Raw genomic sequence first — 20,091 nt, 5'->3', positions numbered from 1 at the left:
GAGCTGTGGGTCGCTTACTTGCCTTCAGCAACGATCACTTGCGCCGCCGCATTGACGACAGCTGCGATCCGGCCGACGTCGCGCAGCTGCGTCGAACTCATGCCCTCGTTGACCAGCGTGTCGAAGTGCGACTTCACGCAGAAATGGCACTTGCCGATGATCGACGCAGCCAGCGCGTACATCTCGAAGCGGCGCTTGTCGACGCCGCCGTGCGACGCGTAAGCGTTCATCCGCAAGCCCGCCGGCTGCGATTTCAGATCGGCGCTGTCGGTCATCTCGACGTAGGGATACCAGACGTTGTTCATGCCCATCAACGCGGCGGCCGTCAGCGCGCCGTTCACTTCTTCGGGCGACAGCACGCCCGCTTCGCGGATCGCGGCGATGATCTTCGGGCTCTTCGCAGCGAACGCGGCAGCCAGCGCGACGCCGACGGCGTCGTTGCCTTCCAGCGACGAGCGCGCGATTGTGCCGTCCAGATTCAGGCGAATGTCTTTGGCGTAGTCGGGAATTGCTTCCTTAATCGTCGCGATGAATTCCATCGATATCTCCTATCAGGTTGCCGATAAAAAAGCCCGCTGGCCTTTCGAGCTTAGCGGGCTTTCGACTGCACATTCTTACAGCGTTGCGCCGCCGACTGCGCGGTTGCACGGGCACAGTTCGTCGGTTTGCAGGCCGTCGAGAATACGCAGCACTTCTTCCGGGTTGCGGCCGACGTTCAGGTTGTTCACCGACACGTGCTGGATCGTGTTGTCCGGATCGACGACGAAGGTCGCGCGCAGTGCGACGCCGGCTTCCTTGTCGCGCACGCCGAGCTGGTCGATCAGTTCGCCCTTCACGTCGCCGAACGCGTAGTGGTTCAGCTTGTTGAGGTCCTTGTGCTCACGGCGCCATGCGAGCTTGACGAATTCGTTGTCGACGCTGCCGCCGAGCAGAATGGCATCGCGCTCTTCGAAGTCCTTTGCCAGCTTGCCGAACTCGACGATTTCCGTCGGGCAAACGAACGTGAAGTCCTTCGGGTAGAAATAAATGATCTTCCACTTGCCCGGGAACGACGATTCGGTGATTTCTTCGAACGCCGACACGCCGTTCTCTTCGTGGTTGTTGAAACCCGGCTTGGCAGCGGTGACGGTGAAAGCTTCGAGTTTATCGCCGACAGTTTTCATGCGTTTGCTCCTTGAGAATTGGCAAATGAGATTCGATAAACAACCCGCTCAAACTACCTGCTGGCTGTAACGAACGCGTTACACAGAAAAACTATAACTCTATAGGTAAATCCATTCAATAGTTTTTGTCTAACGATTGAGATGGATTTTCTCGAAACGATCGATCGTGCAGCGTCTGCATATTCGCTTTGCACGAAATCGGGGAAGAGGATCCCCTGGCATGCGGCAACCGCAATGGGCGTCAGTTTCCGTCAGATGCTCTTCGCGAGCGGGAACTCGATCGTCACTTCGAGGCCTGGCAGCGGCGTCCGGTTGCGCAGACGAAGCGCGCCCCGATAACGTCCGACGAGCCGTTGCACGATCGCCATGCCGAGGCCCGTGCCGTTCGCCTGGGTGCGCGCCGAATTCACGCGGTAGAACGGACGCGTGACGAGCGGAAGCTGGTCTTCCGGAATGCCCGGACCCTCGTCGACCACCGAAAGCTCGACGCGCGAATGCGACACCCGCGTTTCCAGGATCACATGCGGGATGCCATCGGATTCGGACAGCCCGTACTTGCGGGCGTTCTCGATCAGATTGCCGACGACGCGCCGGATATCCGTCTCGTCTGCCTCGATCACAGCAGAGGGAGCAAGCCGCGTGACCAGCCGCATGCCGTCTTCGCTCGACATGCGCGCAGCCAGTTCTCCTGCGATCACCGACAGGTCGACAGGTTCCGGATTTCTTTGCACAGGACGCGCGTAATCGAGGAAGCGCCCGATGATCATGTCCATCTGTTCGATGTCGTCGATCATCGCGTCCTTGGTCGCCTGATCCGACGGACTCATTTCCGTTTCCAGTCGAAGACGAGCAAGCGGCGTGCGCAGGTCGTGCGAAATGCCCGCGAGCATCAGCGCGCGGTCCGCATCGAGTTGTTCCAGATCCTGCACCATCTGGTTGAAGCTTCGGTTGGTTTCGGCGGCGACGCCCATGCCGCGCTCGGGCAGTTTTTCGGGCGCCTGACCCGAACCGACTTTGCGCGCGGCCATCGCGAGGCGCGCGAATGGCCGGTTCACCAGGCTTGTGATGAACGCCGCGCCGAACAGCGACAGCGCGAGCGCGAAAATGCCCCAGCCGGCCCATTGCAGGCCCGTTACGCTGTCGAGCTGATCGCGGTCGAGGGCGACCCAGTAGTCGTCGTCGTCGATCTTGAAGCTGATCCACACGCCGGGAATGTCGTTGACCGACTGCGCGATGATCGTGTCGTCGCCGAGACGCCCGCGTATGTCATGCTCGATCAAACGATTGAGCGATTCGTCGGGCTGGAGCTTGTATTTGTCGGTGGTCTCGCGCGGGTACACGCGCACGCCCTCGTTGCTTTCCAGGTCTTGCAGCAATGCGCGCCGCAGATCGGGATCGGAATAGAGGAGTGCGGTGCGCGTGAGTTTCACGATCGCGACCAGTTGCAGCGCGACGCGCTGCGCGCGCGGCTCGCGCTCGATCACCCGGAAGCTCTGGAACCATGCGGCGAGGCTGACCGCGATCAGGAGCGCGATCAGCAGAAACGTTCGCCAGAACAGGCCGCCGAATGCGAGCGTCAGGAGGCGCCGGTCGATCCGCATGCGGCCTTCGTGTCAAAAAAGAGAGACAACTGGAACGGCAAACTCAGGCAGCGCCGTCGGGAATGAACACATAGCCGAGACCCCAGACCGTCTGGATGAAGCGCGGGCTGCCCGGATCCGGTTCAATCAGTTTGCGCAGACGGGAGATCTGCACGTCGAGACTGCGGTCGAATACTTCATATTCACGGCCGCGCGCGAGTTCCATCAGCTTTTCACGCGACAGCGGCTGGCGCGGATGACGCGCGAACACCTTCAGCACGGAAAACTCGCCCGTCGTCAGCGGGATTTCCTGGCCGGCCTTGGTGAGCGTGCGAGTGGCGAGGTTCAGCGCGAACTCGCCGAACTCGAAGACTTCCGACGTTTCCGACGGCGCGCCCGGCAGTTCGGACGGCGACTGGCGGCGCAGCACCGCGTGAATGCGCGCGACCAGTTCGCGCGGATTGAATGGCTTCGGCAGATAGTCGTCGGCGCCCATTTCGAGGCCGACGATACGATCCACGTCCTCACCCTTGGCCGTCAGCATGATGATCGGCGTGCGGTCGTTGCTGCCGCGCAGACGCCGGCAGATAGAAAGACCGTCTTCCCCGGGCAGCATCAGGTCGAGCACCAGCAGATCGAAACGTTCGCGCACCCACAGCTTGTTCATCGAGGGTGCGTTCTCGGCGACATAAACGTTAAAACCCTGCTCGCCGAGGTAACGGCGCAGCAGGTCACGCAAACGCGGGTCGTCATCGACGACGAGGATTTTCGAAGGGTTTTTGGTTTCCATGGTCGGCATCTTAGCGCGATTAGAAAGAGGTGCGCGTTTGCACCATTTATCACGTAACAGTCAGTTACAAAATTTACCCGGCCTGTGGCACGGCGTAAAGCCTTGGCGCTTACACTCCTTTACTGTTTGCGCCAGTTCGGTAGATACTTCACTCGAATAAAGCTCTCGCACCCGGTTTCAAGCCGGAGTCAATACACGTATCTGAGGTTGCCGGTTGCCGCGCCACGAAGGGAACAAGATGAAGGGAGGGGTCTGGCCGAACATGCGCCTGAGCGTGATCGCAGTAGCTGTTGCGATCGTGTTCGCTAGCGCGTTGAGCCCGGTCTCCGCCTATGCCGATTCCTCGACGGAACGCAATACCGACACGCGCCCGCCCCAGCGTCCGCACATGCGCCAGGGTCGCCAGCCGCATAATCCCAACACCGATCGCCCCGCATCCGACACGATCATGCGCACGACTGCCGTGCCGCCCGATCTGGATCAGCGCCGGCGCGACGGACATATGACGCCTGAAGAACGGCGTCTGTTGCGCCAGCATATCGAAGACGCCGTTCGCGAACTGTACAAGCGCTGACGCCGTGGTGGCCGCGCGCAGGCCGTGGGCGGCAATGGCTGTGATCTATCCCGAGAGGCGTAGGTGAAACGACGCGACTTCATTTCGATGGCAGCGGCCGCAGGCGCTTCGTTATCGATGTCGCGCGTGTTCGCAACGCCACAGCCAGCCGGCGGCATATCGTCGCAACTCGATGCGGCCGCAACCGCTCGCGACGGGTCCGGCAAGCTGCTGATCCTGATCGAACTGAAGGGCGGCAACGACGGATTGAACACCGTCATTCCGTTCACCGACTCCACTTACTATGCGCTGCGCAGGCACATCGCGATACCGCGCGACCACGGGCTCGTGCTCGACGGTCGAACGGCGCTGCATCCGGCGCTGCGTCCGCTGCTTTCCTCGTGGCGCGATGGGCAACTGGCCGTCGTGCAGGGCATCGGTTGCGAGCAGGACGATGCATCGCATTTCCGCTCGAGAGAGATCTGGGACACCGCATCGCGTGCCGATGTTTATCGGCGCGATGGCTGGCTGACGCGTGCGGCCGGGCAGTGCAGTGCTGCAGGCAGACGCTTCATAACCGCGTCGTTCGGCTGCGACGAGCCCGGGCCGTTTGCGCAAATCGCGCATCGCTCCGGGGCGGAATGTTCGTGGGTGCGTGTCGACGATCCCGATCCTCACGTCTCCCGGGACGAAGACGATCCAGGGTCGAGCACGACATTCGCTGCTGTGCAAGCGTCTCACCCCGACGTACGCACGTTTCGCGATTCGATCGACGCTGCGCTGCGCGCGGTCGATACGATGCAGCCGCACACGAGCGCTGCGATTCGCGTGACGCTCGATGGCTTCGACGCACATCGCAATCAGCTCGCACGTCATGCCGCGCTGCTTACGCAACTCGCCGACGGCTGTGCGACGCTTCGTGCAGAACTCGCGCGGCGCGGCCGCTGGCGCGACACGCTCGTGATGACGTATTCGGAATTCGGCCGTTCCGCGCATGAGAACGTCGATCGCGGCACCGGGCATGGCGGCGCTGCGGCGCACTTCGTGATGGGCGGCGGGGTGCAGGGCGGCGTGTATGGCCAGCCGCCCGATCTGACCAGACTCGATGCCGATGGAAGACTGCCCGTCGAGATCGACTTCAGGCGGCTCTATGCAACCGCACTCGCTTCATTCTGGAAGCTGGACGCGAACGCCGTGCTGCTCGACGACGTGAAGCCGTTGCCGCTGCTGCGCGCGTGATAGTCAGTGCCTGCGCGCCGCTCGCCACGCGACCCACAGCTTGCGGATCGGCGTGAGCGCGATGCGCTGATGAAGCACGTGGTAGCCGTCGCGCTCGATCTCATCGAGCAACGCCAGCGCCAGCGCCGCCAACGCGCGCAGCGTGCTCTGCGAGTGGCGCTCGCCGACGGGTAGCGCATCGAGCGCCTTGCGAATCGCGTCGCGGGCACGCGCGGTCTGGAAGCGCATCATCTCCGTGAACGCGTCCGTGTACTTGCGGTTGATGATGTCCGCGGCCGTCACGTTGAAGCGCTGCATCTCGTCGATGGGGATGTAGATACGTCCGTGCCGCGCGTCGTTGCCGAGTTCCACCACGATTTGCGCGAGCATCAACGCCTCGCCAAGCGGCGCAGCCCACAAGGCTGCCTGCGACGGATCGCGTGCCGTCGCGCGCGCGACCACGGACGCGAAGGTGCCGCCGACGCCCGCCACATAGCGACGCAAATTCGGATAGTCGAGATAGCGCGCCTGATCGAGATCCATCTCGAAGCCCGCGATCATGCTCTGCAGCGCCGGATACTCGGCCTGCACGTCGGGCAGATGCGCGGCGAGCGCCTGCGACACAGGATGCGTCGGCTCGCCGGCCGCGAGCGCCGCCGCTTCCTTTTGCCACCAGGCGAGCTTGGTGCGGCCGATGGTCGGATCCGTCGTTTCCTTCACCGTCTCCTCGAACTCGCGACGCAGCGCGAACAGCGCGGTGAGCAGCGGCTGCCGTGCGACGGGCGCCTGGCGCAACGCGTAGTAGGTGCTCGAACCGGGAGGCGCCGCTTTCTGCTGGCAATATTCGTCGAAGTTCACGGGATTGGCTTGTGAGGAAGGCGGTCGCGCACGGCTGTGCGCGGGGCTGCACGAAAGACCGAAAATTGTAGCATCGACGGAATTCGACATATGCAGACAAGTGCAGGGCAATCGGTTAGAATCTCGCGCTTACGCTTTCGGACGTGCTTTGTTGCGCAAGCGTTCGCGGCCACGACGAGTCTGATCCTGCCGGGTCAGAGTTATCCATGTGAATGACATCGCGCTGAAGAATGCGGTGGCCGGCAAGACATCGGTGCTGCATGCTTTTTTCCGCATGCGCCCGGCTGCGAGGATGGCGAAATTGGTAGACGCACCAGGTTTAGGTCCTGACGCCCGCAAGGGTGTAGGGGTTCGAGTCCCCTTCCTCGCACCATCAAGTATTTGATTTTTAACGCAAGGCGCGCTCGCGAACGTTAAAAATTCAGCCAGCTTTTACCGGGCGTGCGGTGATGTGCCAGCAAATTCGCCCGCATCCGATGCAGACTTCTCGATCGCGCTGACCGCGCGATCGCCCGCCTCGTGTCCGCTCAACGCATCCAATCATAAACCGCACGCGCGGCCATCGTCCCGGCCGAAAGACCGTCTGGGTCCTGGTCTACGTCGGCTATTTCCCTGCTGAGTGCATCGTCGATGCGTGGGTGTGACCGCACTCTGCCGCATTCTGTAGGCAAGGGGTGTGCTTGACGAGATTCGCCGGGAATCAGGAAACGGATAGCCGGAACGCACGATTCAGCAGGAACCGGGCGCCTGATTTCGTCCGTGTGTCCGACAGTTCATCTTTCGTCACGTCAAAGATGTTGGTTCGTCGGTGATTTGTCGCTTCCAGATGACGCCGTGACCCACACGATGAACGGAAAGCATGCGCGACCATCACCACGCTCCCGACGACGCCGTTATATGATTCGTTTTGCTAAGTAAATGTCCAGAAATTTCAGCGGGCTTCAGCCGTGTATCGGGTGAGCTGGACGCTCCAGCGGCCATGGAGACGTGCAGAGACATTCGCGTGCTGAGTCCTGCGATCCGATGCGAATTTTTAAAAAAGATAGGTATGCTACAAAATTAATCGGACTCGATCCTTCCTGGTTTTCGAAACAATTTGGCGAAGACCTTGACCGGCATCTCGCACAATGCCCTGTCGTTGTCCGGCGGCGGCTACCTGTCGATTGCTCCGATCACATTGAGTGGCGATTTCTCGGTCGATGCCTGGGTCAACACCTTGAACCCTCCGACCAATCAGGACGGTGTTTTCCATACTGCAGAAGGGTACGACTTCAACTTTTATGCTGGCTATCCCCGCTTTTGGGGCGACTCGCGCGACGTGCTGATTTCGTCTGCGGCTGTGCGGAAGGGGCTGTGGACACACGTTGCATTGACGCGCTCAAGCGGTGCAATGTCGATTTACGTGAACGGCGTCAAAACCGCGGAAGGTACGTTCAATGGCGCGCTCAATATCGATTCAATTGGCCGTACAGTCGCCGGCACCTATACGGGAGCACTGGATGAGGTTCATGTCTACAACCGCGCGCTCAGCGCGTCGGAGATCGCGAATCTGATGCAGACTTCTGTTCCGGGCGTCGGCGGGACAGCGACGCCTGGCGAGGGTGCCGGCGCGTAAGTCTTGTTCGACTGACCAATACCGCTGGCTGCCCGGCTGGTGGCTGATCGTGAGGCGGCGATGTCTGTTTCGTGAGACTTGCGTGTTCGCGTGCCCCCTCTTTATTCGCAGTCTGCCGTACCTCCGCCTGACAGTGGAGGTGCTCACTCCAAATCCAGAATCGATACCCACAAAAAACCCCGCGCGAAGGCGGGGTTCGATGCATCGCACCGACGCTGCAAAAGCCTGCTTAGTGGCAGCGCTTTTCCCAGTGGTGATGCACGCGCACCTTGTGGCACTCGTGATGATGATTGCCGTTTGCGAATGCCGACGACATGCTCATGAAGCCAGCGGCCGCAGCGACCAGTGCCAGAACAACCTTCTTCATTTTGAATCCTCGAAGTCAGAGAGAAAGCGAGCGGCGATCGTAGCAAGGCAGCATTACGATTTCCTTGAGATCGGTCGTTCGAAAAGTGCAATGCGCTGTATGTCTTTGGCTTTTCGCTCGCTCGTCGACCGCTTTCCAACATTTGGCATCTGGTTGCGCGAGCAACCAGATTTTTTCCTGCTCGCAGGCCGACCTCGTCAACAACAATTTCTATTTTGATGTGTTGAACGCATTGCTGCGTCAGATGGACAGGATCGATCCGTCGTATCGAGACTGAGCGGATGGGTGCTGTGCGCGGGCGGCTTGTGAATGAGTGTTTAAGAAATTAGGCAACGAGGAATTCAACGGCGCCGCGCAAGCGCCGACACTGGACTAACCCGGACCTCGTCTGTCCCAACTACGCTGCGTTACGCGCGATGGCGTTTTCGATCACCTTGTCGAGTGCTTCGCTGAGCGCGACCTTCTCGCGATCGTCGAGGCAATCAAAGAGATCGACATTCCACTTGCGCGCGATGGGCATCACTTTGCGATAGAGCGCCCGGCCTTCCGTGGTCAACGATACGAGCACCACGCGGCCGTCTTCCGCGCTCGCTTCGCGTTGCACGAGGCCTTGTCTGATCAACGCCTCGGCTGCGCGGCTCGCCTGACTTTTGTCGAGGTTCGCGTGGCGCGCGAGATCCATGATCGAGAACGGCCCGAACGATCCGACCGATGCAATCACGCGCGCCTCAGGCAGCGTCACGTCAAGCTTGGCCATATACCGTTCGCTGATGCCCCGCTCGGAAAGTTTATTCAGCACGTGCAGACGATACGTCAGAAACTGTTCGAGTCCGGCTTTGTCGGAGGCCTTCATGGTCTTCCTGTTGTGAGTGAATGCAGTCCCGCGATGTGATTGTTGCTGCATCCGCTCGCGCGGTCAACGCGGGCCGTACCTGAGTCGCGTCATCTGTTCGGCTTCGTTCGCAAGCAGCGTGGCTGCGTCGCGAATCGCCACTTCGAGCGTGATCGGGCCGGGGGCTGGCGAGAAGCATCCGCTGAAATATTCGGCGAGCTTCGGCAACGCGGATGAGTCGACGGCACCCGAGAGCAGCGTGGCCGGCACGCTTGCCGCGCGCGCATGCCGGCATGCGATGAAGGGCGCCTTGCCATGCAGTGTCTGTACGTCCGAACGGCCTTCACCCGTGATGAGCCAGTTGGCGCCTTCGAGCGCGGCATCCAGGCCGACCTCGCGCGCGACCACTTCGGCGCCCGGCTCGAAGTCCGCGCCGAGCATATGCAGCGCGAACCCGAGGCCGCCCGCGGCGCCCGCGCCGGGCTGGTTGCGCGCGACACGATTCATGGCCGGCTCGACGAGATCGGCGAAGCGGGCGAGGGCGGCGTCGATGGTTGCGACCTGCTCCGGCTGCACGCCTTTCTGCGGACCGAAGACTGCGGTTGCACCGTGATCGCCGGTAAGCGGGTTGTCGACATCCGACATGCCGACGAACGTCGCTTCACGCAGACGCGCATCGAGGCCCGACGCGTCGACACGTGCCAGTTGCGCAAGCTGCTCGGGTGTGGCGTCGAGTTCGTGTCCCTGCGCGTCGAACAGCTTGAGGCCGAGCCCGACCAGCAGGCCTGCGCCGCCGTCGTTCGTGCTGCTGCCGCCGAGTGCGACGAAGAAGCGCCGCACGCCGGCGTCGAGCAGCGAGCGGATCGCCTCGCCCATGCCGCGCGTGCTGCGCTTGTCGACGGGAACGCCCATGCCGACCGGATCCGTGATGCCGACGACTTCCGCCGTTTCGACGATTGCGCTGCCGTCCGCGAGCAAGCCCGTCGCAGCCTCGCGGGCGGGGCCCGCCGCGCCGCGCACGGTCAGCATGCGGCGCTCGCCGCCACGGGTCAGCATGGCGTCGAGCGTGCCTTCTCCGCCGTCGGCCATGGCGCAGATGCGGATCGTGGCGTCGGACCGCGCGCGCAGAATGCCCGTCGCGATGGATTGCGCGACCTGCTCGGCCGAGAGCGAACCTTTGAACGAATCAGGGGCGATGACGACGATGGGCGCGGACGACGTATTCGGCATGGTGTCTCAGATGTTTGGTATGAGGAGGCATCGCTACCGCTACCGCGATGCTGAAGCGCCGGGACGCCGGTCCATGAAGGGCAGGCGTGTCAGGATGTGATGAAGCTTATCAGCATGCGGCGCGCGACTGAATATACCGGAAGGTATAGGCAGAATTGACTTTGATTCACAGCTGAACGGCGATCGGCGCGGGGCATCGAAGCGTTTCGAGCTGTCTTCCGCGCGCCCGGCAAGGCGCCAGAAGCCGCGAAACAGCGAATCCGGCTAGGCGCGCAAATAGTTTGCTAAAATATTTGGCTCTCTGACCCAAACTGTGCTGCCGGCGGCCTCACAGCCCGCGGAGAGAGGCACGCGATCGATGTCACACCTCAGTGAGCGAAGCGAAGCGGCGACCCTGCGCAAGAGCGTGTGCAACACGCAGCGTCGGGCGCACAACGCAAAGCGGACATCGACAGGCGGCGCACACAAGATAACTGATTCGCTCGAATAATTTTAGGACGATTGAAGCCATGGCTAACGTTGTTGAAAACCTCGGCAAGCTCGAACGCCGCGTGACGATTTCCCTGCCGAAGGACACTGTGCAGAAGGAAGTGGACTCGCGTATCCGTCAACTCGCGAAGAACGTGCGCATGCCGGGTTTCCGCCCGGGCAAGGTTCCGCTCAAGATGGTGACGCAGCAGTACGCGGGTCAGGTGGAAGCCGAAGTGCTGAGCGACAAGGTTGGCAAGGAATTCTTCGATATCAGCCGCGCGGAAAACCTGCGCGTTGCTGGCCAGCCGAGCTTCAGCCCGAAGACGGACGCCGTGGAAGGCGACTACGCGTTCGACGCAACGTTCGAGGTTTACCCGGACGTGAAGCTGGGCGATGTCGCAACGGCTGAGATCGAACGCACGAAGACCACCATCAGCGACGCGGAAATCGACCGCACGCTGGACATCCTGCGCAAGCAGCGCGTGCACTACCACGCTCGCGGCGAAGCCGGCGAGCACGGCGACGGCGGCGCGGACACGGCAGCCAAGGACGGCGACCGCGTGACGGTCGACTTCGTCGGCAAGATCGATGGTGACGCATTCGAGGGCGGCAGCGCGGACGACTTCGCGTTTGTCCTGGGCGAAGGCCGCATGCTGCCGGAATTCGAAAAGGCCGCGCTCGGCCTGAAGGTCGGCGAGTCGAAGGAATTCGACCTGGCCTTCCCGGCGGACTATCACGGCAAGGAAGTCGCCGGCAAAACCGCGCAGTTCACGATCACGATGAAGAAGATCGAGTGGCCGCACCTGCCGGAAATCGACGGCGAATTCGCGAAGTCGCTCGGCATCGAAGACGGCGACCTGACGAAGATGCGCAATGAAATCAAGGACAACCTGGAGCGCGAAGCGAAGCGTCGCACGCAGGCTGTCGTGAAGAACCAGGTGATGGATGCTCTGCTGAAGATCTCCGAACTCGACGTGCCGAAGGCACTGATCGAGCAGGATCAGCAGCGCCTCGTCGAAATGGCGCGTCAGGATCTGGCGCAACGCGGCGTGCCGAACGCCAAGGACGCACCGATCCCCGCCGAAATGTTCGCCGAGCAGGCAGAGCGCCGCGTCAAGCTGGGCCTCGTGCTGGCCGAGTTGGTGAAGGCCAACGAACTGCAGGCGAAGCCGGAGCAGATTCGCGCGGAAGTCGACGAATTCGCGAAGAGCTACGAAGACCCGAAGGAAGTCGTGCGCTGGTATTATTCGAACCAGCAGCGCCTGGCAGAGATGGAAGCGTATGTCGTTGAATCCAACGTCGTCGATTTCGTCCTGAGCAAGGCGAAGGTGACGGACAAGGAAGTGAGCTTCGAAGAGCTGGCAAGCGCAACGGCGCAAGCGTAATAGCATCGCTGTAACGGCGTGCCGGCTGTCCGAACGACGGCCCGCACGCCGTTTTTACATTTGCGCACGGTCTTCATGCTAAAACAACGCCTGTCGGCCGTCGCAGCTCTTGAAGAAACGCGCGGCCGCACCCACTTGTCCAGAACCGATTATCAGAACATTTCCTGACAAGGATCCATTGCATGACCTTTCGCGCTCAAATGCTGGACACGTTGACCTCGCAGTCGTCGCGAGATCGGGATCTCGAAGCGCAAGCGCTCGGCCTCGTGCCGATCGTGGTCGAAACGAGCGGCCGCGGTGAACGTTCGTATGACATCTACTCGCGCCTGCTGAAGGAGCGCGTGGTGTTCCTGGTCGGCGAAGTGAACGACCAGACCGCCAACCTCGTGATCGCGCAGTTGCTGTTCCTCGAAAGCGAAAATCCGGACAAGGACATCAGCTTCTACATCAACAGCCCGGGCGGCTCGGTGTCGGCAGGCATGGCTATCTACGACACGATGCAGTTCATCAAGCCGGACGTCTCGACGCTCTGTATGGGTCTCGCGGCCAGCATGGGCGCGTTCCTGCTGGCGGCCGGCGCGAAGGGCAAGCGTTTCGCGCTGCCGAACGCACGCGTGATGATTCACCAGCCGCTGGGCGGCGCGCGCGGCCAGGCATCCGACATCGAAATCCAGGCGCGCGAAATCCTGTATCTGAAGGAGCGCCTGAACCAGTTGCTGTCGCACCATACCGGTCAACCCGTCGAGCGCATCCAGCGCGACACGGACCGCGACAACTTCATGTCGGGCGACGACGCGCAGGCTTACGGTCTCGTTGACCAGGTTCTGCACAAGCGTCCGTAAGCAATCGCTGAAACATGGCTGATCCGGTGCGCTTTTTCCTCAAATTGGGGGAAGAGCGCCGGCGCAAAGCCTTGTGAAATAATAAGACCCGTCTGAACGCCTGCGGCAAACGCCGTCACAGCTTTTGCGCATCCGTCCCGCCCCGGACTGAACGAGGTGGGCAAACGGCGTATCATGTCATTCGAGTGTCCGGAGGCTCACACATCTATGGCGGACAAAAAAGGTTCGAACAGCGAGAAGCTGTTGTATTGCTCGTTCTGCGGCAAGAGCCAGCACGAGGTCAAAAAACTGATTGCTGGCCCGTCGGTATTCATCTGTGATGAATGTATCGACCTGTGCAACGAAATCATTCGCGACGAAGCAGCGGGCGCGGGTCTGGAAACGGGCCTGTCCAAGTCCGACCTGCCGAGTCCTCAGGAAATCCGCGACATTCTCGATCAATACGTGATCGGGCAAGAGCGCGCGAAGAAAATTCTCGCGGTCGCGGTCTACAACCACTACAAGCGCCTGAAGCATCTCGACAAGAAGGACGATGTCGAGCTGTCGAAGAGCAACATCCTGCTGATCGGCCCGACGGGTTCCGGCAAGACGCTGCTCGCGCAGACCCTCGCGCGCCTTCTGAATGTGCCGTTCGTGATCGCTGACGCGACCACGCTGACGGAAGCCGGCTATGTCGGTGAAGACGTCGAGAACATCATTCAGAAGCTGCTGCAAAACTGCAATTACGAAGTCGACAAGGCGCAGCGCGGTATTGTCTACATCGACGAAATCGACAAGATCAGCCGCAAGTCGGACAACCCGTCGATCACCCGCGACGTGTCGGGCGAGGGCGTGCAGCAGGCGCTGCTGAAGCTCGTCGAAGGCACGATGGCGTCGGTGCCGCCGCAAGGCGGTCGTAAGCATCCGAACCAGGATTTCATCCAGGTCGATACGACCAACATCCTGTTCATCTGCGGCGGCGCTTTCGACGGTCTCGAGAAGGTGATCGTCGACCGTACGGAAAAGACGGGCATCGGTTTCGGCGCCAGCGTCAAGAGCAAGCAGGATCGCGATGCGGGCGAAGTGCTGCGCGAAGTCGAGCCGGAAGATCTCATCAAATTCGGCCTGATTCCAGAACTGATCGGACGTTTGCCCGTCGTGGCAACGCTCGGCAAGCTGGATGAAGCCGCGCTGATGAAGATTCTGGTGGAGCCGAAGAACGCACTCATCAAGCAGTATCACAAGCTGTTCAACATGGAACGCGTCGAGCTGGAGATTCGTCCCGCCGCGCTGCAAGCCATAGCCCGCAAGGCCATCCGTCGTAAGACAGGGGCACGCGGCTTGCGCTCGATCCTGGAACAGGCGTTGCTCGACGTGATGTACGAATTGCCGGCAATGAAGGGCGTGAGCAAAGTCATTATTGACGACAATGTCATTGATGGTGACGGAAAGCCTTTACTGATCTACGAAGACGCGCCGAAGGTAGCGGGTTCGAATTGATCGGCTTCCCGATTTTTGAAAAAAAGCCGTTCATGGCGACGTGAACGGCTTTTTTCGTTTATCGTGTCGACAGGATGGGCCGTTTTTCTGGAGTCACTGAACTTTTTCCCACACGCGAAGGCTTGCAATCTTTTTTGGCGGCCTCAACTATCGAACAAACTGATTCCACTCATGGGGAAATGAAATGTCAGGAACCCAACTCCTCCCGCCGGAACGCGTCACACTTCCGCTGCTCCCGCTGCGCGACGTAGTCGTTTTCCCTCACATGGTGATCCCGCTCTTCGTGGGTCGCCCGAAGTCGATCAAGGCGTTGGAAGCCGCGATGGAAGGCGGCAAGCACATCATGCTTGTTGCCCAGAAAACGGCGGCCAAAGACGAGCCGACCGAAAAGGACATGTACGAAGTTGGCTGTATCGCCAACATCCTGCAGATGCTCAAGCTGCCCGACGGCACCGTGAAGGTGCTGGTCGAAGGTCTGCAGCGCGCGAAGACGCTGTCGATCGAAGAGCAGGAAACGCAATTCTCGTGCGAAGTCATGCCGCTCGAGCCCGATCACGCCGATAGCGCTGAAACGGAAGCGCTGCGCCGGGCGATCGTCTCGCAGTTCGACCAGTACGTGAAGCTGAACAAGAAGATCCCGCCGGAGATCCTGACGTCGCTGTCGGGCATCGACGAAGCCGGTCGTCTTGCCGATACCATCGCTGCGCATCTGCCGCTCAAGCTCGACCAGAAGCAGCAGATCCTCGAAATGTTCCCGGTCATCGAGCGCCTCGAGCATCTGCTCGCGCAACTCGAAGCCGAGATCGACATCCTGCAGGTCGAAAAGCGCATCCGCGGACGCGTCAAGCGTCAGATGGAAAAGAGCCAGCGCGAGTACTACCTGAACGAACAGGTCAAGGCGATCCAGAAGGAACTGGGCGAAGGCGAAGAGGGTGCCGATCTCGAAGAACTCGAGAAGCGCATCACCGCCGCGCGCATGCCGAAGGAAGCCAAGAAGAAGGCCGACGCCGAGCTGAAGAAGCTCAAGCTGATGTCGCCGATGTCGGCGGAAGCGACCGTCGTGCGCAACTATATCGACACGCTGATCGGCCTGCCGTGGCGCAAGAAGAGCAAGGTCAACAACGACCTCTCGAATGCAGAGCGCGTGCTGGACGAAGACCACTTCGGTCTCGAGAAGGTCAAGGAACGCATTCTCGAGTATCTCGCGGTTCAACAGCGCGTGGACAAGGTGAAGGCGCCGATCCTGTGCCTCGTCGGGCCGCCGGGTGTTGGTAAGACGTCGCTGGGCCAGTCGATTGCGCGCGCAACGAACCGCAAGTTCGTTCGCATGGCGCTGGGTGGCGTGCGTGACGAAGCCGAAATTCGCGGCCACCGTCGTACGTACATCGGTTCGATGCCGGGCAAAATCCTGCAGAGCCTGACCAAGGTCGGCGTGCGCAATCCGCTCTTCCTGCTCGACGAAGTCGACAAGATGGGCATGGATTTCCGCGGCGATCCGTCGTCGGCGCTGCTCGAAGTGCTCGACCCGGAACAGAACCACACGTTCGCCGACCACTACGTCGAAGTCGACTTCGACCTGTCGGACGTGATGTTCGTCGCGACGTCGAACTCGCTGAACATCCCGCCGCCGCTGCTCGACCGGATGGAAGTGATCCGTCTGTCGGGCTACACGGAAGACGAGAAGGTCAGCATCGCGCAACGTTATCTGCTGCCGAAGCAGAAGAAGAACAACGGCCTGAAGCAAGGCGAGATCGAAGTCACGGAAGCAGCCATCCGCGACATCATTCGCTACTACACGCGTGAAGCGGGCGTGCGTTCGCTCGAGCGTGAAGTATCGAAGATCTGCCGCAAGGTCGTGAAGATGCTTCTGCTGAAGAAGGCGGACAAGGCAGTGACGGTCGACGGCAACAACCTCGACACGTTCCTCGGCGTGCGCAAGTATGACTTCGGTCTGGCCGCGAAGGAAAACCAGATCGGTCAGGTTACGGGTCTGGCATGGACGGAAGTCGGCGGCGATCTGCTGACGATCGAAGCAGCTGTGATGCCGGGTAAGGGCAACGTGATCCGCACGGGTTCGCTCGGCGACGTGATGAAGGAATCCGTCGAAGCCGCGCGCTCAGTGGTGCGTTCGCGTTCGCGCCGTCTCGGTATCAAGGACGAAGCGTTCGAGAAGCAGGACATCCACATCCACGTGCCGGAAGGCGCGACGCCGAAGGACGGTCCGTCCGCCGGTATCGCGATGACGACGGCGCTGGTGTCGGTGCTCACGGGCATCCCCGTGCGTGCCGACGTTGCGATGACGGGTGAGATCACGCTGCGCGGCGAAGTGCTGCCGATCGGCGGGCTGAAAGAGAAGCTGCTTGCAGCGCATCGCGGCGGTATCAAGCTCGTGCTGATCCCGGAAGAAAACGTCAAGGATCTGACGGAGATTCCGGACAACGTGAAGAACGCGATCGAGATCGTCCCCGTTCGCTGGATCGACAAGGTGCTGGAGCTGGCGCTCGAACGCGCGCCATCCGCTTTGCCTGATGAGGAGCCGAAGGCGGAAGCGCCCGTCGGTGAATCGAAAGACGCCGGCGCAAGCGATGTCGTGAAGCACTGAACGTCAGTTCGCTCAGTCCATAGCGATCAAAAACCCGCGGCTTTGTCCGCGGGTTTTTTTATGTCCGGACGACGCAAACGTTTGATCGTGTACTTGTTAGATCGCGCGATTCACCCGCTATCCAGGATGCCGCGCGGCGCGTCTCAAACTGGTTGCACTCACATCGATCGCTTGCAAGATTTTGTGATCGATCGCCCCCCCGACGAGCCCCTCGAATCAGGCTCAATCCCGCTTGACACAAGGGTTTCGGACCATTCTAATGAGTGGCCGGCAAATTCTGCCGTGCCGTATATAACCGGGCGCTTAAGCGCTTTCATGATTGCCCAACAACATTCTCGGGGGCTTGGAATGAATAAAACGGAATTGATCGATCACATCGCGCAGCAAGCCGACATTTCGAAAGCGGCAGCAGGGCGCGCGCTGGATGCTGTGATCGGTGGCGTCAAAGGCACGTTGAAAAAGGGTGGTTCGGTGACGCTGGTCGGCTTCGGCACGTTCGCCGTCGGCAAGCGCACGGCGCGCACGGGCCGCAATCCGCGCACGGGCGCAGCAATCAAGATCAAGGCAGCCAAGGTTCCTAAATTTAGGCCTGGCAAAGCGCTGAAGGATGCGTTAAACTAACGGGCTTGCTGCTTGATGAAAGTGTCGATGTAAATCGATAAGCAATCAGGTAGCAGCAATCTCGGAGCGGGTGCTTAGCTCAGTTGGTAGAGCGGCGCCCTTACAAGGCGTAGGTCGGGAGTTCGAGCCTCTCAGCACCCACCAGTTCCAGATTGAAGTGACACGCTGCAGGATCTGCAGCAAAAGGAGTGGTAGTTCAGTCGGTTAGAATACCGGCCTGTCACGCCGGGGGTCGCGGGTTCGAGTCCCGTCCACTCCGCCAGTATCCTAGAAAGGCGAACTCCGGTTCGCCTTTTTTATTGCCCGCTGTTGTACTATCGGGCGTTCCGTTTTTGGCATCCGACTTTTGCCTCCTCATGCTCGATTTCTTCCGTAATCACCAACGTCTGATGATGTTCATGCTCATCCTGGTCATCCTGCCGGGTTTGGGTTTTGTCGGTATCCAGGGCTTCCGTGGTTTCTTTGACGAGAGCGCAAACGTCGCGAGCGTCAATGGACACAAGATCACGCGCAGCGAGTTCGACAACGCATGGCGCCAGCAGATGGACCGCGCGCGTCAGATGCTCGGCGCCCAGTTCGACTCGAAAATGTTCGACACGCCGGAGCGCCGCAAGGACATGCTCGACGGTCTGATCCAGCAGCGTGTGCTGGCCGACGAAACGCAGCGCATGCACCTGACGGTGTCCGACGATGCACTGCGTCGCGCGCTGCTTGCGGATCCCGTGATCGGATCGTTGAAGAATCCGGACGGCTCGATCGACGTGAACAAATACAAAGAACTCCTTGCGATGCAGGGCATCACGCCCGATCAATACCAGGAGCAGGTGCGCTATAGCATGTCGATGCAGCAGCTGCCGGCTGCGATCACGCAAACGGCGTTCACACCGAAGACGCTCGCACAGCATCTGACCGAACTCGCCGAGCAGCAGCGCGAAGTGCAGGGCCTTGCGTTCCGTGCGAAAGAATACGAGTCCAAGGTGCAGCCGACGGATGCACAAATTCAGGCGTACTACGATGCCCATCGCGATGACTTCGCGACGCCCGCAACGGCGACGATCCAGTATCTGGTGATGTCGCCCGCGACGCTCGCGGCATCGGCGAATCCCAGCGACGCCGACCTCAAGAAGTACTACGACGACAACATCGCGCATTTCCGCACGACGGGCGAAGTGCGCGCCAGCCACATCCTGATCGTCGCGCCGAAGGATGCAAGCGCGGCCGACAAGGACAAGGCGAAGCAGAAGGCGCAAGAAGTTCTCGCGCAGGTGAAAGCGCATCCGGACCAGTTCGCGCAACTCGCGCAGCAGAATTCGCAGGACCCGGGTTCGGCGTCGAAGGGTGGCGATCTCGGCTACTTCAGCCCTGGCATGATCGCGGGTGGCAAGGCGTTCGACGACGCAGTCTTCAAGATGAAGAAGGATGAGATCAGCGATCTGATCCAGTCGGACTTCGGCTATCACATCGTCAAGGTGACGGATGTGAAGCCGTCGGTGACGAAGCCGTTCGACGAAGTAAAAGACTCGATCGCCAGGGATCTCAAGGCGCAACTCGCGACCAAGGCATTCGGCGACGATTCGGAAGGCTTCACATCGACGGTCTACGAACAGGCGAAGAGCCTGCAGCCGGCTGCCGACAAATACAAACTGCAGATCCAGACCGCGACGGTCACGCCGCGCGCCAACAGCGCGTTGCCGCCGGATAGCCCGCTGAACAACGCGAAGTTCCTTGCTGCTGTCTTCGCGAACGATTCGGCGAAGGACCGCAACAACACGCAGGCCATCGACGTCGGCAACAACACGCTGATCGCAGCGCACGTGACCGACTACAAGCCGGCCGCCGTGCAGGCGCTGGCGGCCGTCAAGGACGCCGTGCGTCAGAAGGTCGTCGCGCAGCAGGCAGCCGATCTCGCGCGCAAGGAAGGCGAGGCGAAGCTAGCCGATCTGCAGAGGTCGAAGTCGACGGATGGCTTCTCATCCGCGCTGAAGGTGTCGCGCAACGATGCGCAGGGTGTACCGCCCGCCGCATTGGGTGCAATTTACAAGGCCGATGCGCAAAAACTCCCGGCTTATGTCGGTGTCGATCTGGGCGCGGACGGCTATGCGATCTATCGCGTGAACTCGATCGTGCAGCCCGCACCGACTGACGCGCAGCGTCTGACGTCGGCGCAGCAGCAGATCGCGTCGGTGAATGCACAGGCCGAAGCGGAAGCGTATCTCGACGCGCTGCGTGCGCGTTCGAAGGTGAAGATGTACGGCTCGCTCGATAACCCGCAATCCGGCGAGTAAACCGTTCGCTCGAAGCCGCCTGGGTGCGGTTTCTTGATCGCCACAGAAAAGCCCCGCAAATGCGGGGCTTTTGTTTTTGTGCGCCCAGCATGGGCGCACTCCTGCGGGTGCAAGTCCCGCCATAAGCTGGTCACAGCGAATGAAGTGAAGCGCAACTGCATGAGGGCGACCGAGTGTGGGGAGGAAGCGTGGAGCGTAAA

17 protein-coding genes and 3 tRNA genes are annotated in these 20,091 nt (G+C 60.8%); 13 read left to right on the top strand and 7 right to left on the bottom strand.

The window, feature by feature from the left end; translation table 11 throughout:
• Window positions 1-14 precede the first annotated feature (14 nt).
• The 4 genes from G3N95_RS34275 to ompR all read right to left on the bottom strand — a co-directional run bounded on the left by G3N95_RS34275 (window position 15) and on the right by ompR (window position 3,533).
• Window positions 15-539 carry a carboxymuconolactone decarboxylase family protein gene (locus tag G3N95_RS34275; protein WP_205974520.1) on the bottom strand — a complete coding sequence of 175 codons (525 nt, stop codon included), beginning with the start codon at window positions 537-539 and terminating at the stop codon, window positions 15-17.
• 75 nt (window positions 540-614) lie between these two features.
• Complete coding sequence (locus G3N95_RS34270; protein ID WP_205974519.1) at window positions 615-1,163, bottom strand: peroxiredoxin; 549 nt, start codon at window positions 1,161-1,163, stop codon at window positions 615-617.
• 251 nt (window positions 1,164-1,414) lie between these two features.
• Window positions 1,415-2,764, bottom strand: a complete 1,350-nt coding sequence (locus tag G3N95_RS34265) for an ATP-binding protein (RefSeq protein WP_205974518.1) — start codon at window positions 2,762-2,764, stop codon at window positions 1,415-1,417.
• 43 nt (window positions 2,765-2,807) lie between these two features.
• The gene (gene ompR / locus G3N95_RS34260) at window positions 2,808-3,533 is read right to left on the bottom strand and encodes a two-component system response regulator OmpR (RefSeq protein ID WP_035539351.1); all 726 of its coding nucleotides are present in this window, start codon (window positions 3,531-3,533) and stop codon (window positions 2,808-2,810) included.
• Window positions 3,534-3,771: 238 nt separating this feature from the next.
• On the opposite strand from ompR, the gene G3N95_RS34255 reads away from it, so the two are divergent.
• Window positions 3,772-4,107, top strand: coding sequence for a hypothetical protein (locus G3N95_RS34255; RefSeq protein ID WP_205974517.1), 336 nt, complete (start codon window positions 3,772-3,774; stop codon window positions 4,105-4,107).
• 63 nt (window positions 4,108-4,170) lie between these two features.
• Window positions 4,171-5,325: a DUF1501 domain-containing protein gene (locus G3N95_RS34250; RefSeq protein ID WP_205974516.1), complete on the top strand. Its 1,155-nt coding sequence runs from the start codon at window positions 4,171-4,173 to the stop codon at window positions 5,323-5,325.
• Window positions 5,326-5,328: 3 nt separating this feature from the next.
• Here the strand turns inward: G3N95_RS34250 and G3N95_RS34245 are convergent, their stop codons facing one another.
• The gene (locus G3N95_RS34245; RefSeq protein ID WP_205974515.1) at window positions 5,329-6,162 is read right to left on the bottom strand and encodes a squalene/phytoene synthase family protein; all 834 of its coding nucleotides are present in this window, start codon (window positions 6,160-6,162) and stop codon (window positions 5,329-5,331) included.
• 286 nt (window positions 6,163-6,448) lie between these two features.
• On the opposite strand from G3N95_RS34245, the gene G3N95_RS34240 reads away from it, so the two are divergent.
• From G3N95_RS34240 to G3N95_RS34230, 3 genes are all read left to right on the top strand, one after another.
• Window positions 6,449-6,535: transfer RNA gene (locus G3N95_RS34240), tRNA-Leu, on the top strand.
• Window positions 6,536-7,270: 735 nt separating this feature from the next.
• A complete protein-coding gene (locus tag G3N95_RS34235) occupies window positions 7,271-7,777 on the top strand; it encodes a LamG domain-containing protein (protein WP_205974514.1) in 507 nt (168 codons plus the stop codon).
• Between the two features lie 199 nt (window positions 7,778-7,976).
• Window positions 7,977-8,363 carry a hypothetical protein gene (locus tag G3N95_RS34230; RefSeq protein WP_205974513.1) on the top strand — a complete coding sequence of 129 codons (387 nt, stop codon included), beginning with the start codon at window positions 7,977-7,979 and terminating at the stop codon, window positions 8,361-8,363.
• 178 nt (window positions 8,364-8,541) lie between these two features.
• On the opposite strand, the gene G3N95_RS34225 is transcribed toward G3N95_RS34230, so the two are convergent.
• Window positions 8,542-8,997 (bottom strand): MarR family transcriptional regulator, encoded by a 456-nt coding sequence (locus tag G3N95_RS34225; protein WP_205974512.1) that lies wholly within the window; start codon window positions 8,995-8,997, stop codon window positions 8,542-8,544.
• Between the two features lie 63 nt (window positions 8,998-9,060).
• Complete coding sequence (locus G3N95_RS34220; protein WP_205974511.1) at window positions 9,061-10,206, bottom strand: glycerate kinase; 1,146 nt, start codon at window positions 10,204-10,206, stop codon at window positions 9,061-9,063.
• Window positions 10,207-10,715: 509 nt separating this feature from the next.
• Between G3N95_RS34220 and tig the strand changes: the two genes are divergently transcribed.
• From tig to G3N95_RS34180, 8 genes are all read left to right on the top strand, one after another.
• Complete coding sequence (gene tig / locus G3N95_RS34215; RefSeq protein WP_205974510.1) at window positions 10,716-12,062, top strand: trigger factor; 1,347 nt, start codon at window positions 10,716-10,718, stop codon at window positions 12,060-12,062.
• A gap of 182 nt (window positions 12,063-12,244) precedes the next feature.
• Window positions 12,245-12,904: an ATP-dependent Clp endopeptidase proteolytic subunit ClpP gene (gene clpP / locus G3N95_RS34210; protein WP_007585897.1), complete on the top strand. Its 660-nt coding sequence runs from the start codon at window positions 12,245-12,247 to the stop codon at window positions 12,902-12,904.
• 207 nt (window positions 12,905-13,111) lie between these two features.
• On the top strand, window positions 13,112-14,383 hold the full coding sequence (gene clpX / locus G3N95_RS34205) for an ATP-dependent Clp protease ATP-binding subunit ClpX (protein WP_201652271.1): 1,272 nt from the start codon (window positions 13,112-13,114) through the stop codon (window positions 14,381-14,383).
• Between the two features lie 184 nt (window positions 14,384-14,567).
• Window positions 14,568-16,985: an endopeptidase La gene (lon, locus tag G3N95_RS34200; protein ID WP_205974509.1), complete on the top strand. Its 2,418-nt coding sequence runs from the start codon at window positions 14,568-14,570 to the stop codon at window positions 16,983-16,985.
• Window positions 16,986-17,333: 348 nt separating this feature from the next.
• Window positions 17,334-17,606: an HU family DNA-binding protein gene (locus G3N95_RS34195; protein ID WP_007585907.1), complete on the top strand. Its 273-nt coding sequence runs from the start codon at window positions 17,334-17,336 to the stop codon at window positions 17,604-17,606.
• A gap of 68 nt (window positions 17,607-17,674) precedes the next feature.
• Window positions 17,675-17,750: transfer RNA gene (locus G3N95_RS34190), tRNA-Val, on the top strand.
• Window positions 17,751-17,791: 41 nt separating this feature from the next.
• Window positions 17,792-17,868 (top strand) — tRNA-Asp (locus tag G3N95_RS34185).
• A 94-nt stretch (window positions 17,869-17,962) separates the two neighbouring features.
• On the top strand, window positions 17,963-19,891 hold the full coding sequence (locus tag G3N95_RS34180; protein WP_277398056.1) for a SurA N-terminal domain-containing protein: 1,929 nt from the start codon (window positions 17,963-17,965) through the stop codon (window positions 19,889-19,891).
• Window positions 19,892-20,091 lie beyond the last annotated feature (200 nt).

This window comes from Paraburkholderia sp. Tr-20389, assembly GCF_017104565.1.
In the GTDB taxonomy this organism is placed as follows: domain Bacteria; phylum Pseudomonadota; class Gammaproteobacteria; order Burkholderiales; family Burkholderiaceae; genus Paraburkholderia.
This window is presented reverse-complemented; position numbering and strand designations above follow the sequence as displayed.